12 protein-coding genes are annotated in these 15,039 nt (G+C 52.1%); all 12 read right to left on the bottom strand.

Annotated features, from left to right (window positions below; translation table 11 throughout):
* Positions 1 to 61 precede the first annotated feature (61 nt).
* Positions 62 to 2,479 (bottom strand): TonB-dependent receptor, encoded by a 2,418-nt coding sequence (locus A1332_RS09755; protein WP_157203985.1) that lies wholly within the window; start codon positions 2,477 to 2,479, stop codon positions 62 to 64.
* 2 nt (positions 2,480 to 2,481) lie between these two features.
* Entirely contained in the window at positions 2,482 to 3,840 is a 1,359-nt protein-coding gene (locus A1332_RS09750; protein ID WP_064008304.1) for a HupE/UreJ family protein, read from the bottom strand.
* A gap of 646 nt (positions 3,841 to 4,486) precedes the next feature.
* Positions 4,487 to 6,457: a methyl-accepting chemotaxis protein gene (locus A1332_RS09740; RefSeq protein ID WP_064008302.1), complete on the bottom strand. Its 1,971-nt coding sequence runs from the start codon at positions 6,455 to 6,457 to the stop codon at positions 4,487 to 4,489.
* A 404-nt stretch (positions 6,458 to 6,861) separates the two neighbouring features.
* Positions 6,862 to 7,428: an elongation factor P-like protein YeiP gene (yeiP, locus tag A1332_RS09735; RefSeq protein WP_064008301.1), complete on the bottom strand. Its 567-nt coding sequence runs from the start codon at positions 7,426 to 7,428 to the stop codon at positions 6,862 to 6,864.
* A 3-nt stretch (positions 7,429 to 7,431) separates the two neighbouring features.
* Positions 7,432 to 8,154 carry an arginyltransferase gene (locus A1332_RS09730; protein WP_064008300.1) on the bottom strand — a complete coding sequence of 241 codons (723 nt, stop codon included), beginning with the start codon at positions 8,152 to 8,154 and terminating at the stop codon, positions 7,432 to 7,434.
* Positions 8,151 to 8,843 (bottom strand): leucyl/phenylalanyl-tRNA--protein transferase, encoded by a 693-nt coding sequence (gene aat, locus A1332_RS09725; protein WP_064008299.1) that lies wholly within the window; start codon positions 8,841 to 8,843, stop codon positions 8,151 to 8,153. The genes A1332_RS09730 and aat overlap by 4 nt, the downstream gene beginning before the upstream one ends.
* Before the next feature lie 125 nt (positions 8,844 to 8,968).
* Positions 8,969 to 9,682 carry a response regulator transcription factor gene (locus tag A1332_RS09720; RefSeq protein WP_231890256.1) on the bottom strand — a complete coding sequence of 238 codons (714 nt, stop codon included), beginning with the start codon at positions 9,680 to 9,682 and terminating at the stop codon, positions 8,969 to 8,971.
* Positions 9,683 to 9,710: 28 nt separating this feature from the next.
* Positions 9,711 to 11,297 carry a sensor histidine kinase gene (locus tag A1332_RS09715; RefSeq protein WP_064008297.1) on the bottom strand — a complete coding sequence of 529 codons (1,587 nt, stop codon included), beginning with the start codon at positions 11,295 to 11,297 and terminating at the stop codon, positions 9,711 to 9,713.
* Between the two features lie 5 nt (positions 11,298 to 11,302).
* Complete coding sequence (locus A1332_RS09710) at positions 11,303 to 11,878, bottom strand: hypothetical protein (RefSeq protein WP_064008296.1); 576 nt, start codon at positions 11,876 to 11,878, stop codon at positions 11,303 to 11,305.
* Between the two features lie 5 nt (positions 11,879 to 11,883).
* A complete protein-coding gene (locus A1332_RS09705) occupies positions 11,884 to 13,341 on the bottom strand; it encodes a sensor histidine kinase (RefSeq protein WP_064008295.1) in 1,458 nt (485 codons plus the stop codon).
* Positions 13,342 to 13,748: 407 nt separating this feature from the next.
* Positions 13,749 to 14,225, bottom strand: a complete 477-nt coding sequence (locus A1332_RS09700; protein WP_064008294.1) for a NifB/NifX family molybdenum-iron cluster-binding protein — start codon at positions 14,223 to 14,225, stop codon at positions 13,749 to 13,751.
* A 133-nt stretch (positions 14,226 to 14,358) separates the two neighbouring features.
* Positions 14,359 to 14,676 (bottom strand): hypothetical protein, encoded by a 318-nt coding sequence (locus A1332_RS09695; protein WP_064008293.1) that lies wholly within the window; start codon positions 14,674 to 14,676, stop codon positions 14,359 to 14,361.
* Between the last annotated feature and the right edge of the window lie 363 nt (positions 14,677 to 15,039).

Here is a 15,039-nt window from a genome sequence, read left to right as displayed (position 1 = left end):
GAGGGTTAGGGTAATGATCGGCGACGGTCGACTGGATCAGCCGCCGTCGCCCCCGGCAGCGTCAGTATTTTAGCGACAAACTGACATAATAGGTGCGCTGAGCCAATGGGTTATTTTCATAGACGTCCTGATCCAGGATATTGTCTATACCGGCCGACACCGTACTTTTCAGTTTGTGAAACGTCGGCAGCGCATAGTTGGTTTTGAAATCCACCAAGGTATATTCGTCGGATCCGTTGAAGACATTGGCGACGGTATCGACGTTGGTGATCTGATGGAACATATCGCTGCGGTAGCGCACGCCGGCGGTGGCATTCCATGCCGAGGACAGATGGTAGGTGGCGGTGACGTTAGCTTGCAATTTTGGTGTGCGCGGCCATTCGTTACCGATGAGGCCGGTAGCGTCGCGGTTTTGCGTGATCTGCTTGTTTAAAAATACGGTGTTGGCCATAAAATCGAGCGGCAAATCAAAAATGCCATATTGTTGATAGGTTACATCGACACCGATGGTTTCAGTTTGGCCGATTGCCAAATAGGTGTTGGGGCCGTTACCGCCGGCTAACAGCGGGTTGTACGAAAAAATTTCATCGTTAATCAGATCGTAAAACAAATTGGCGCGGACATAGCCTTGTGGAATGTCGTACTGAGCCATCAAGTTATGAAAATAGCCGTTTTCCGGCCCCAGATTGGGATCGGCGAAGGTGGTGCCGGCCACAGTGTTTCTGCTGGCAAATAGCTCTTCGGCTACCGGAAAGCGATAGGCCTTGGCGAACGAATAGCGGAACGTCCAATTATCCGGCGAAAATTCCAACGACGCTTTCGGTGAAATGCGGGACTGATCGCGGTCCTGATAATCTTGAATGCGTCGGCTATCGCCGACGGCGCGGTTGAAATTGTAAAAGTGGCCTTCCAGGGCTTGAAAATGGTCGAAACGCAGGCCGGCCATCAGGCTCCAGTCCGGCAGAAATCGCCATTCCACTTGCGAAAACAGACTGTTGGTTTGGGTTTGCCCGCCGGAGTCGCTAACTGCGCTACCGAGGTTGGCGGCTGAGAAATTGTTGGTGTTATAGACCTTATTGTTATTGTTACCGTGGACGATTTGATAACCGCCCATGAATGACAAATCGTTTCTGCCCAGAAAGGCGTCGGTTGCCAATTTTAGATCGTAGGTAGCCCACCAGTTGTCGACATCGGTAATCTGGCCTGGTAACTGGTTGTTTACCAAAGCCAGACGGTCTTGGCCTAAGCCTGTCGATTGCACTGTGCGGTCTTTAAAGGCGTCGTAATAACTGGCTGTGGTATCGATATTCCAGTTATCGGAAATCTTGCCTTTTAAACTCCATCCGTAGTTCAGCGCTTGGCGATTTTGTTCCTGCAGGCGAAAGCCATTCCTGGGTACGGTAAAGTTAAAGCCGTCTTGGGTGTAATAGTTGGTGAAGCGACCGGCGTTGTTGGTGGCATTGCTATACAGCGTTTGTCCGGTTAAGGCGTTTTTGGCTAGCACCAAGGGGTCGTCGTTACTCTTGATCCTTTCTTCGTAAGCTATCGTAAAACGGGTCTGTAGGTCTGGCGCCAAGTCGTAAGCCATCTTTAGCTTAAACAAATCGGTGGTGGCTCGATCGATGCCGGAATCGCCAAAGATAAAGTTTCTCTCGCCGGCGATTGGGCTAGAAATCAAATGAGCGCCGGTAACCGGGATGGCGGTAGCACCGGCTGCTAAATTGGCAGGTAATCGGGTGGTTGCCGCCGTAGTGCCGATCGGGTCCATCGGCTGACCTTCGTTTTCTAAATGATTGTAAAACGCGTAGATGCTGAATTTGTCGATCCTGTCGCCGCCGGATACAAATGTCCTAAAGCCTTGCAGCAACTGATTGCGACCGCCGCGATGCATGTCCTGAAACATGCCGGTGGCATCCATTTGCGCTTCGAATTTATCCGGCATTTTGGTGATTAAATTCACCGCGCCGCCAAAGGAGTGGCCATCGTATTGCGATGAAAACGGGCCGAATAAAACGTCTACCGATTCGATTTCGCTGGGAGCGACCATGGACCAGCGCGGCGCAGCGGTGTGGCCGGCATTGACCATGTTGTACAAGGGCATGCCGTCCGCAAATACCATGCTATGTGCCGATTGGGTGATATTGGAACCGCGCATCGCCATCGGTGCGTTGCTGTCGCCTATATAGCGCCGCCGCACGTTCACGCCGGGAATGTAGCGTAAGGCGTCTTCGACCGTGGTGGCGTTCACCTTGGTTTCAACGTCCTCGCCACTGACGTGATAGCTTGGCGATGCTTTGGCGGTATCCGGAAAATACTCGGGTCTTTTGCCGGCGTTTACCACGACATTCTCCAATTCTTGGCTTTTTGGGGAGGCGGCGGGCTTGTTCGAGGGATCCGCATAGCCTTGGCTGTGCATTGAGCAGAGCAACAGGATTATTAGTGGCGGTTGCGGTTTGTGAGGTTTTAGTAATTGCTTCATGGTTATATTGTTATTGTTGAAGGGTTGGTGGAACGGAATTGGCGGTTTTTCGGCGAGTGTGGCCAAACGACCGTGTTTAGGTCGCCCGTGGCTAAATGCCTGAAATAGCGGTGAGCGCGCATGCTAGCAGTGGTCTTGGCACTGCTAAGCGCATGTTTGGGTGTGAGGTTCGAGCTTGCGATGCTGGAAGTGTGGCCGTGTCGACCAGTGTGTTGCAGAGAGCGTGGCCAGACAAGTACGGCTAGGGGATGAGTCCAGACCGTTCGCTGCGAGTTTGTCGAAGCGCGCGCCAAGTGTGGCTGCAACAAGCTCAGTCCGAGCGGAGCATCCGGAGTAGCTGGGGTTGGCTGAATAATGTGAGGTGTGCTCGATTGAGGTGGGCGAGCAGATAAAACAAATTGAAGGCCGATTGCTTCAAGTTTGCGGTAAAGCGGTAAAAATTTCTGAGGAGAGGGGTTCGAGATTGCGGCGACAGCCAATGGCGGCGAAGTGCGTCCGACGCCGTTACCAAGCAAATCGATACCTGGAGAATAATTGATACTGGGGTAGTAATGCGAAAAGCCTAGCAAATGCAAGTTAACATTTGCCTTGGATTCGGCCTCTGGATGTTTAAGACGCGGCGTTACAGCCCACCGGCTGGCGGGCAGCAAGACTTGTAAGTCCGCCGGCTGCTTACTTTTGCAAAGAATCTGGCCGGATGAGTCGTTGAGTTGGGGCGTCGAAGCCTGCTGTCGTGATAAACCCTCGGCTTGCCAAGGACTGGGCAAATGCTCGAAATCGGCGACGATGATAGGGGCGGTATGGATCGTAGTAGTGGCTGAGACAGCATGCCGCGGACCGGCGAATACCATCGTCAAAATGCAAGTTATGCACACTAGCACGAGCTTCACTAACAAGATTCCCGCGCCGTGTAATAACAGCGTAGCAAGGATGAAACCCACGGTGTATGAAATCAGACTGGCGGATGTCGATATTTCCTGGCCGTGGGCGAAACCATGGAAAAAACCGAAAAATGCCACTATCAATACATTGATCTTATTGCTGAAACGAATGTTGCGGGTAACCAGAACCGCAAAAATGCCGCAAGACAGCAGAATTAGGCCTTCCACGCTAGGAATCGATAAACCCGCAGCGCCGGCGAGGCCGCCCAAACTCATCACACTGACAAACGCCAGCGGCAGCATCCAAATTGCCCGTCCGCGTAATTGTGCGGCCCAGACCCCCACAGCCAGCATGGTGAGTAAGTGGTCCCAACCGTTCAGCGGGTGGCTGAAACCATGGCTTAAGCCGCTATTTTCCAGGTTGATGAATTGATAACCGAGAACCAAGGATAGCAGCACGATTACCATACCAAGTGCCATTAGCGATTTCGGCGGCGTCAAGTTTGATTTGCTAAATGGCTGGAAATAACTGAAAGACATCAGTCGAAGCGTGAGTAAAGTAAAAATATGTAAAGTCGATCACAGTATATAGTCATACATTGTCACCATCAATTGCAGTTGGGCAAGCCCTTTGCAATCGGGTGGGCTTTGGAGGTTCCAACTCCGAGGATATTGGTCAAACCACCGTAGTAATTTGAGATCGGGTTGCGCAAGCGGCGGGGTATTTTAGTGAAGCGGTTACCGTCGATGACAGGTTCAGTCGTAGGCTGGCAACTGGATGCCTAGTGTGGAGTTTTCCGTTAGACAGGCGGGTGTTGTTTGTGCCAGCGTCTTGATCGGCGTGCGGCGATGCGCCTTATGTGCGCACCTGTCCGTTGCTCTGGAATGAACAACGTAAGGTCGCAGGAGGATGCAATCCAAATTTTAAGTGTCGATTGTGCTGGGACCGAACATGCCCATGTAGGGACTAAGCCTTCACACGGAGAGAGAAAAGGGATGCAAAGAGTGAAGTATGCAGTCACTCTTCATCACCTGCTGATTGAAATATCAGCAGCGCATTCCGGGCAAATGATGAAAATTACTGGGCGCAACGAATGGTCGAATCGTTTGCTATATACCTGTGAGCCTATTCAAGCTTGAACTGCACGACCAATCGTTCCAGGTTCTGGCTGACGCCGGTCAAGGAGGATGCGCTTAACATATTGGTTTTTGCCGCCTCCGTGGTTTTCTTTGCCAGTTCGGCGGTTTGTTCGAAATTGTCGGCGATTCGCTCAGTGGCTTTCGATTGCTGGATGGTTGCCTCGGAAATCTGCGAGCTTTTATCGTAAATGTGGTCGATGGATAAATTGATACCCTTTATTGCGTCGTTCACTTGCTTTACTGCTTGAGTAGTGCGGGTGGCCGCGGCTTGCTGATTGTTCATCATTGAGACCGTCGTTTTCGTGGCTGAGCTGAGTTTTTCGACCAACGCTTGAATCTGACTGGCGGACTTGGCGGTGTTTCCAGCCAGGCTTCTGACCTCATCTGCCACGACCGCAAAGCCGCGACCATGCTCGCCCGCACGTGCCGCCTCGATAGCGGCATTTAGCGCCAACAGATTGGTCTGTTCGGCAAAGCTTTGAATCATGCCCAGGACGCCCTCAATTGCCGAAGCGTCGCGTTGCAACAACAACAAGGCGTCTGCGGTTTTATTGATGACTTGTTCAAGCTCGGTGACTTGCTGGTTGGTATGGACGATATGTCGAACGCCAAGCTCGATAAGGTTTTTTGCTTCTGTGGTGCAGTTCTGCGATTCTGCCGCATGATAGGCTACACCGTTGAAAGATTTGGATAGATCAGCCATCTGCCGGGCGGCGACTTCGGTGGCTTGCTGTTGATCAGCGATGATGCTATTCAAATTCTGGGCTACCGCCTCAATGTTTCTGCCGTATTCTTTCAACGCATGCGATTCTCGGTTGATGTTGTCAATCAACGAAGTGAAATACGCGTGCAGTTTCTCCAGCGATGTGCGCAATTGCACAATTTCCGCGATCCGACTTTCCAAGGTAAATTTCGAACTTAAGTCGCCATTCGCCAATTTATCGACGTAGATCGAGAACCGGCTGATGATGGTAGCCAGATGGTGCTTGACCAACAGGGTGATGCCGCTCGTTACCAGTATCAACACCGTGCAGGCGATCATGACGGCATACAGCAGGTGTTCATAGTCTTGATACTCCCGGTTGATATTGTCCTCCAAGCCCAGGAGTTTTTCTTGAAATGCCTGCATTTGTTGATTGATGTTGCCCTGGGTGAGCTGCTTTTGTTTGACGACATTCCGGGCATTAGCCAGATCTTTTTCGTAACGACTCAACAAGTAGCGCATTTCGGCGATGGGTTCGAGCGCCATATCTTCTGCTTTGGCCGTAGTCGTTTGATTGCCAAGCGTAAACTCTTGATCCTCGCTAGCCTGAGTTTTCATTACCCCGAGCAGTGGCAAATGCTCGATGGTTGTAGCCGCGTCAGAAAGTAGTTTTAAATAATTCAGGACGTTGTCAGTCGATGCCTGTTTCCGCTCTGAAAAGAAGCTTTGTCGGGTGCGGGATAGATTTTGTAAAGCGAGTTGGCCCTGGCTAATCGCCATGAGGTAGCTTCGTTGCTCGCTGAGTCCGGCGCTGCTGGCTTTCTCTACATAGTTCTGCAAGGTTCGCAAATGCGCCGAAAGTTGTTGTTCGTTGTTGACCAGCAGAATCTGCGGGTCCGCGAGCTTTCCAGCTGCGCTCAATTCGGGTAATGCGGTTTGTTGAATGTCGACGATTAGTTGTGTCAGCGCGGTCTTTATTGTCTCTGAGAGCGCGGTATTGGCGTTAATGTCGTTATTCAGCCGATTGAGATTGTTGGTCAAATCAGTCAGTAAAGTGGCGTCGCCATTCTGCAAATAGGTAAAAATCGGCTGACTGATTTCGAGGTAAATCTTATCCTTTTGTTGGCCAAAGAACGCGACTGTGGCAAATGCTTTGTTCAGATGATTTAACGACCAGCTGACCGTAATCCCGAAGCTAATGATCACAATGAGCAGCGCCAGCGTCACGAGCTTGGAAATTTGGCTGATTTTCATGCGTTGTTTTCGGCGGAATGTTGACTAAGGTTAGAAGTTAATCCAGTTTCATTACGGTTAGATGACAGTTTTGGGGCTGTTCGACAAATTTCGTGATTTATCTAACAGATGTGGTGAATTAAGCACCGCAGGCGGGGAAATTGGCAGATTTAGCCGAGGAATGGGTAGGCTGAGTTGGTGAGTTGGAAAAAATTGGGCGGGTGATGGATAGCGGCATAAGCTTTGCGATTTAAGATCCGCTTTGCAGCGGATCGTGGTGTCCAAGGCTGGCAAGTGCGCGAGCACGTTACCGAGGGTGTTGGTGAGAGAGTGGCGGCACAATGTGCGGATAACGAGAACGATTTGCCGGATTCCGCCGCGGACGGGGGGTGATGCCCGCCGCAATCCGGCAAGGGTAGCTGCGTCTAAGCCCTGGAAGAATACTTGCCGGTCTCGGTATTAATCTTCACCATCTCGCCGCTTTCGATATATTCCGGTACCTGGATTTCTAGGCCGGTGGTCAATTTGGCGGGTTTGGTGCGGTTGGTGGCGCTGGCGCCTTTCATGGCGGGCGGGGTTTCGACGATTTGCAGCGTGATGGTGGTCGGCAACTGGATACCCAGCGCGGCGTCGTCCATCAGCAGCATGATGATGCCTTCCAGACCGTCGGACAAATACTCGGTTTGGCCTTCCAGATCATCGGCCGACAAGCTGTATTGCTCGTAGGTCTCGGTGTTCATGAAGTAATAGGTGTCGCCGTCCTGATAGGAATACTGCACGTTGCAACGTGAGCAATCGGCGGCTTTCAGCATCTCGTCGCTTTTGTAAGTTTCGTCCAGCTTTTGCTTGGTTTTCATGTGCGTGAAGCGGACTTTGTAAAGCGTGGTCGCGCCGCGCGAAGTGGGGTTACGCACGTCGATGTGTTTCACCACATACGGTTCGCCGTTGATTTCGATGGCGGTTCCCTGTTTCAATTCGTTGGCTTTCGGCACGGCTTAATCCTCTGTAAATGTATGATTTGAAATGGCTTGCCACTGGCCGTCGATGAGGCCGGTCAGCGGTTGATAATCGATTTTGTAGCGCATTTTACGACAGTCTTTGATCCAGTAGCCCAGATAAAGATAGGTCAGGCCCCATTGTTTGGCGGTTTCGATTTGCCACAACACCGCGTAAACGCCGAGGCTGTAGCCGGCAAAATCCGGGTCGAAAAAGGTATACACCGCCGATAGTCCGTCGCTTACCACATCTACTATGGCGACCGCCGCCAATTGACCGCCGATCAAAAACTCCACAAACAGCGTGTCGCACCAACTGCTACCGAGGAAGTTGATGTAGTCATCCGGCGTAGTTTCGGCATCTTCACCGGGTTTGTCGTGGCGGGCGCTCAGATAACGTTGATAAAGCCGGAAATGGCGCGCATCGAATTCGGCGTTTTTGACGACTACCCGGGTTTGCGCATTGCGCTTGATGCAGCGCTTTTGTTTGCGGTCCGGCTGAAATGCCATCACTGGCAAGCGGGTCGGCACGCAAGCCTGGCAAGCTTCGCAATAGGGTTTATAAACATAATCGCCGCTGCGCCGAAAGCCCTGGGCTATCAATTGCGAGTAAAGCGGCGTATCCATCTCCACCGACGGATGCACGAAGCCGGAACGCGCTTGGCGATCCTCCAGGTAGCCGCAGGCATGGCCGCTGTCCAGCCAAATCGGGATGGAACTCATGCTTGCCAAGCGTCGGCGCTCGGTGATTGATCGCAGAGTCTGTCCAACAGTTCTACGAAGCGGCTGCGGGGGATTTCCGCCGCGCCAAGGCTGAGTAAGTGTTCGCTGCTGACTTGGCAATCGAGGAGTTGATAGCCCCAGGCCGTTAGTTGCCGCACCAGGTGCACAAACACTACTTTGGATGCGTCGGTTTTACGATGGAACATCGATTCGCCGAAAAATACCTGGCCTATCGCAATACCGTACAGGCCGCCCACCAGTTGGCCGTCCAGCCAGGCTTCGCAGCTATGCGCAATACCCAGGTGGTGCAGAGTGATATAGGCCTGGCGGATGTCGTCGGTAATCCAGGTGCCGCCGTCTTCGCTACGTGGGGCCGCGCAAGCGTCGATAACCTGGCGAAAGGCGCTGTCGTAACGAATCTCGAACAGTTGTTTGCGCAGGGTTTTTGCCAGGCTGCGGGAAATGTTCAGATGTTCCGGAAACAATACCAAGCGCGGATCGGGCGACCACCACAAAATGGGCTCGCCGGGATTGAACCAGGGAAATACCCCGTGCCGGTAGGCATTGACGATGCGCTGCGGCGATAGACAACCGCCAAAGGCCAGTAAGCCGTTGGGTTGTTTCAAGGCCTTGTGCAGCGGCGGAAAGGCTTGGTGAGGATGATCAGGGTCGAGCAAGGTCAGTTGCATAGGAGGCGCGTGATGTCCGGGTTGGCGCTGGTTTGTTGAGTGACTTAGGCCGGCAAATGTTTGCAGGCGATGGCCGGCGTGACTGTTGTTAACGGTACGGAGGCGCAATATCTCGCATGTCTAACTCAAGACGCATCCATTTTGTAACCAAATCCGCGTACGGTTTTCAGTAATTTAAGCTCGTAATCATCGTCGATTTTACGCCGCAGTTGGCGGACATAAACGTCCACCACATTGGTCAGCGGATCGGCGCTGTAACCCCATACTTGTTCCAGAATTCGGGTGCGGCTCAACACTTTACCGGGCATGCGCATAAAGCATTCCAATAACGCGAACTCCTTGGGCGTCAAATCGATTATCGTATCGCCGCGCCGTACTTCATGGGTTTCGCCGTTAAGCACCAGATCTTCGATACGCAATTCTTTGTCGTCCTGCTTCACTTCGCCGCCGCGCCGCCTGAGTAAGACTTCGATACGGGCCAGCAATTCTTCAAATGCGAACGGTTTGGTCATATAGTCGTCGGCGCCGGAGCGCAGGCCGGCCACTTTGTCTTGCACGGTATCGCGCGCGGTCAGCATCAAAATCGGGGTGTCGATGCCGTTGCTACGCAAGCGTTCGCAAATCTGCCGGCCGTTCATGTCCGGCAGACCCAGATCCAGAATGATGACCTGAAAACTGCCCTCGGTACCCAAGGCAATGGCCTCTTGCCCGCTGCGGGCCACCTCCACGGCATAGCCTTCGGCTTTTAAGCCGCGTTGTACGAAATCGATGATGCGCTCGTCGTCTTCAACCATCAGCACCCGCATATAGCCTATCCCCGTCAGAGTATTGGTTGTCATGTATTTCTCAATTATATGAAAATCTGTCCTATGCTACCGTAAGCAGGGGTAGTGTAACCGTAAATGTCGATCCGGCGTTCTCGACACTACGCACGGCTATCTGCCCACCATGGGCTTGCAGGATGGATTTGGCCATCGGTAAACCCAGGCCGGACCCGTCGTCCCGCGAATGCTGGGCGTTGCTGCTGCGGAAGTGGCGTTCGAAAATCCGCTCCAGATCCTCGCTTGGTATGCCTATGCCCTGGTCGGTCAGGCTGAAACAGGCCTGTTTGCCGTCGCGCCATAAAGCCACGGCGATATGACCGAGCGGTTTGGAATAGCGGCAGGCATTTTCGCCCAGAATGAACAACACTTGCCGTAACCGTTGCTTATCGCCGCGCACCAACAGCGGCCCGGACGGCGCCTCCAGACTAACGGAAATTGAATACTCTTGCGCCATCACCTGAAAGTCCTCAACGCTGCTGGCGACCAAATCCGCCAAGTCCACTTTATTCCATTCAAATTGCAGATTGGCCGTGTCAGCGCGGGCCAGAAACAGTAAATCGTTGACGTATTTACCCAACTGCATCGATAGTTCGACGATGCGCTGCAATGCGTCTTTATATTCTTCGGCATCGCGGTCCTGACCGCGTAGCGTTACTTCCGCCTCGCCGCGAATCACCGTGATGGGCGTGCGCAGCTCATGACTGATGTCCGCCAAAAACTCGCGGCGGGCATTATCCATGCGCTTTAATTCCTCGTTCAACAGATTAAGTTCAAAAGTCCGCTCGGTCACCCGCTCCTCCAACACGGCACGGCCTTCGCGCAGCTTATCTTGTTGAACTTCCAGTTCCTTGGCCATTTGATTAAAGTGGCTGGCCAAATACGCAAATTCGTCCCGGCTGTCCAAGGCGATCCGGTAATTCAGGTTGCCTGAGGCGATTTCGTCCGTGCCTTTCATCAATGCTTCGATGGGCTTTTTAAAGGCGCGGAGCAGCATGACGCCGGCTACCAGGCTGAACAGCGCGGCGGTTAACGAGGCCAGAATGGCCGTCCAGCGCGATTTTTCGACCAAAATTTCCAGTTCTTTTTTGGCTTTCCTGGCTTTTTGCCGCTCGGCGTTAATGGCGGCGTCGATCAAGGGCTGAAATTTACCGTCGATTTCTTCCTCGGTGAACTTGGCTAACGCCTGTACGGCGGTGGTCAGCTTGCCTTGCAAACGCAGCCGTTCCACTTCTTCGAAGCGATATTCGCTGGCTTCCAGGAACGCAGTGAGATGGGCGACTTTCTCCAATTCCGCAGGTTTATTGGTCCAGTCTTCGCTGGCGCTGTCTGTGCCCGGCGTTTTGACGGCGGTATCGCGTAGCGTTTGCATCGCCTCGTAAAGGCGGCGTTTGGAAGATTCCACGCCGGTTTCCGAATTGGGGTTGGCCGTGATCAGCCGGTCCATGCGTTGTTTGAAATGGCGATAGGCTTCTTGCGACAGCTGTTCGTAATCGTCGAAGGTCTCGTAAGCGGTTTGGCTGTGCTGAAAATAGCGAGCCACTTCGTTGGCTCCCCAATACAAGGCAATGCCCAAACTCAACACAAAGCAGAAAGAAACAACAATGACTATCGCCAAGCGGAACCGAAACATTGGCGCTATTTGCCTTCGCTAGTCTCGTCCAATTGCTTTTCCATCGAGCGGATGGCTTCCAGTTTTTCGCGCAGCAATCTTGATTCTTCTTTCTTGGAACCGGTGGCGTCTTTGGTTTCCAGGACGTTTTGCACGGTTTTTTGTTTGCGTTCCAATGAGCCGAGTCTTTTCGAGGCACTGTTGATGCGCTTTAAGGCTTCGGTATTAATGGCAACCAGATGGCGCATCCGTTCGTCGCTCAAGCCCGAGGGTGGGATGCCGGCAATTTCATCCAGAATTTTGGGAATATCGCCGCAGGCATCTGATAACAGGCGGCCTACCATCAAATGCAGTAACACCCCAATCTCGGGTTCGTCTTTTTGGCGTTTCACTAAAGACCTGCAAGTCTCGGAGCGACTCGCCGTGGTCATGTTGGCCAGGTTGTTGCCGAATTCCAGCAGCTCGTCTATGTCGGAATGCACCACCGGGGTGCTGTGAATGGTTGGAAAATGTTCCCTGACGCTGGAATCCACCTCGGCGCAGCCGCTGATTACCAACAATGATGCGATCAGCGTCAATACGCGCATAAATAGTGACTGCATGTTGCTTAATTCTCCCCGTTTAACGGAATTTGAACCCGGATACGGGCTCCTTGTTGGTCTTGACGGGCATCGATGACTTCCACTTTGCCTTGATGATTGGCGACGTATTCCTTGACGATGGCCAAGCCCAGGCCGGGGCCATCGCTATCACCTGTTTCGCCAGCCTTGCCGCGATAAAACGGTTCGAAGATATGATCGCGTTCGTCGGCGGCGATACCGGGGCCTTCGTCTTCCACTTCCAGTTCCATCAAGGTGCCGGCGTCGCGCAATATGACGCGAATTTCGCCGCCTTCCGGCGAAAATTTCACGGCGTTGGTCAGCAATTGTTCGATGATCGCACGCAATTGCTCGGGAAAGCCGGAAACTTCCACCGGCCGGGCCAGCATGCGGATGGCGATGGCTTTACTGCTTAAAACCGGTTGGAAATCTTCAATCATGGTTTCCAGCAAGTCTTTGATGTTTACACTTTCCTTGCGTTTGATATCGGGCAGGGAATTGATCCGGCTGTAGCGCAGCAGTTCCTCGGAGACGCTGTTTAACTTTTCGATATTGGCGCATAAATGCAGTACCGTGGCTTGCCGTTTGCTGTTGGGGTCGTAGTCGGTTTCGCCGGCCAGCAGGTCGGCATCCTGGCGCAGGCTTGCCAACGGCAGTTCTATCTCGCGGGCGACGTTTTGCATGAACTGTTGCTTGGACACTTCCAGTTCCAGTAAGTGGGTGCGCAGCCACTCCAGACGATTGCCCAGATAACGCAAATCCGACGGGCCGTTGACCAGAATCGGTTCGGCAAGCTCGCCGGCGCCCAAGCGGCGTATCGATACGTCGAGTTGCCGCATCGAACGCGACAGCACGATCAAAAGCGTGGCAATCACGCTGAACGAAATTGCCAGCAATACCGCGCCCTTGACCAACAAACCGTGCTCCAGCGATTCTGACAATTGATGCAGTTCGTTAAATTCGTGATCGACATGGTTTTCAAACTCGCGCGATAGGGTGGCGGCGGATTCGCGCAAGCCCTGGAAGGCCTCGTCTATCGGTAATTCCAGATTATTCTCGTCGTCCGAGCCGATGATTTGTTGATAAATCAGGTTTTCTTTTTCGGATAATTCGTTAACCAGTAGCGCGATTTTGTTGTCGACATGCAATTTCAGCAAATCGCTTAACGCCTGTTTAAACGAGGCCCGCACCGTCTCGTAGGATTGCCGTTCGTAGGGTTGGCGCAGCGTCGGGTCGGACAGCAACACAAACAGCTTGGCCTTGCGTTCTATATCGGAGGCTTTTTGTAAAACCAGGCGAATAGTTTTGGTTTGTTCGAAGACATGGGTGTTCACCGTGCGGCCTAGTGCGGAGGTTTCGCGCATGCCGAAAGCGGCGTACATCACGGCCAGAAATAGCGGAATCACCGCAATGACAAAGCCCAGGACGATCAGGGACTTTAACGATAAAAAGTTTTTAAATTTCATCCGTGTGCGAGAAGCAATAAATCACGCCATAGTATAGATGAAACGGCAGTCTAAAAATTGGTCATAAATCCGTCACAAACGGCATCGCCTAGGGGCCTAAAGGCTGGTGATTGGATATCGTGGGAGTAAAGACCGAAAATCCTGAGTTTAGAAAAAGGTAATTGAGCGGCGGCGACAGTGGCGCCAATGCTGGGCGCGAGCACAAAAAGTGCAGTGTGTACCCGTGTCGCGGTGAGGCGGGGTGGGTAAACACTGGACGCGTTAGAGCAGGGCGTAGGCTAACCAGCCGGATTCGGCGGTATGTGACGGCGAACTTCCTCAGTGTCGGCTAGCGAAACCGAGCCGAGAGAAGGCCGGGCAGGAAGAGGAATGCTTGGATTGCATTTAGGCAAAATTGCCGGGCATCCTTATTCATTCCAGTCTTCGTCAGCCATCTCTGCAAAACGGCTGCTATCTTTACCGGTTTTTTGTTTAAAAATGCGTTCCAGCAGCGGTGAATTGGCTGCGGTAATGTCTTGTTGTAACTCGGTAATGATGTCTTCAATGTCGGGACCGCCTTTAACAATGACAGGATGAGCGCCCAATTTGATCAACTCATTGGTCGCCGTGCCGCCGACGGAACCGCAATACACCATATCGCAGCCTGTTAACCAGGCCAGCTTGGGCTTTAATTTCTCTTCATTCCCGTCACGTTGTTCCTTACCAAACGACTTGGCCGCCAAAGGTGTAGCGGTAGTGCCATCGATAGCATAAACATGAAACCCCAAGGATGATCCGAAATGCTGGTTGACCATTTCCCCATCGGAACTCGCAAAAGCCACGATCAGTTTATTTGCATCGACTTCAAGCTCCGCGACACTGTTTACATCGGCAAGTTGACTCATATGACACTCCTCAAAAAATAGTTGGACCAAAGGACGACTAAGGCTGGGTCTTAAAATCGATGGTCTTTGGTGTTATTAACGCGCGCCCCGCTGAATCCTGGGCATGGCGCCGGATTGCTCAGTACAAACCGCGCTACTTGCGGTGCTGGTATTCCGCAACCAGCACTTTAATCTTTAGCCGCATAATGTCTTTCAGCATTTGTATTTTTCGGTCATGTTCCTGATGCGCAATCTCGTAAATTTGTTTCCTGAGTGTTTCGTTACTATCCTCGGGTAGACTCAAAGACCATTCAGAAAAAAAGGCATCGTAGCTGTCTATCGTTTTAATCAACTCAAACCTGAGCTTTTCTCGGTCTTGCCTCGGGATGGCCTTTAGCGCTTCATCGATAACCGCATCAAGATCTGACTTTTGTTGTTTGTTGGGAACGGGAAACGGGATGATTTCAGACATAAGCACCGTAAAATGATGAGCAACCGGACGTAGCGTTGATTTTTGTATAGCTTGCTTAATTCATATTTTGCACCAACTTTTAAGTGATTGATTAATTTACGAAAAAGTTTGATCTTATATGTCGGGTTTATAACAAAGAAGACGGTGTTGGCAGGCCGATGTTTGGTTGGTGGCAGTGGTCCTTGATCGACTGCAGCAATCTGCTTGGATATGTTAGCACCCCAGTAGATGCAGATTGGCTGAACTTGCTCAGTCAGGATTGATCGGGTAAATCCGACCCCGAGCTGCCAATATGAATTAATTTGAAATGACAAGAAAGGGTAAAAAAGCTGTCATTCAAGATGTAGATACTGTTATTGAAGT

It is taken from the genome of Methylomonas methanica, from assembly GCF_001644035.1.
Taxonomy (GTDB): Bacteria; Pseudomonadota; Gammaproteobacteria; order Methylococcales; family Methylomonadaceae; genus Methylomonas; species Methylomonas methanica_A.
The sequence above is the reverse complement of the archived record's forward strand: the minus strand, read 5'-3'. Positions and strand labels throughout refer to the sequence as shown.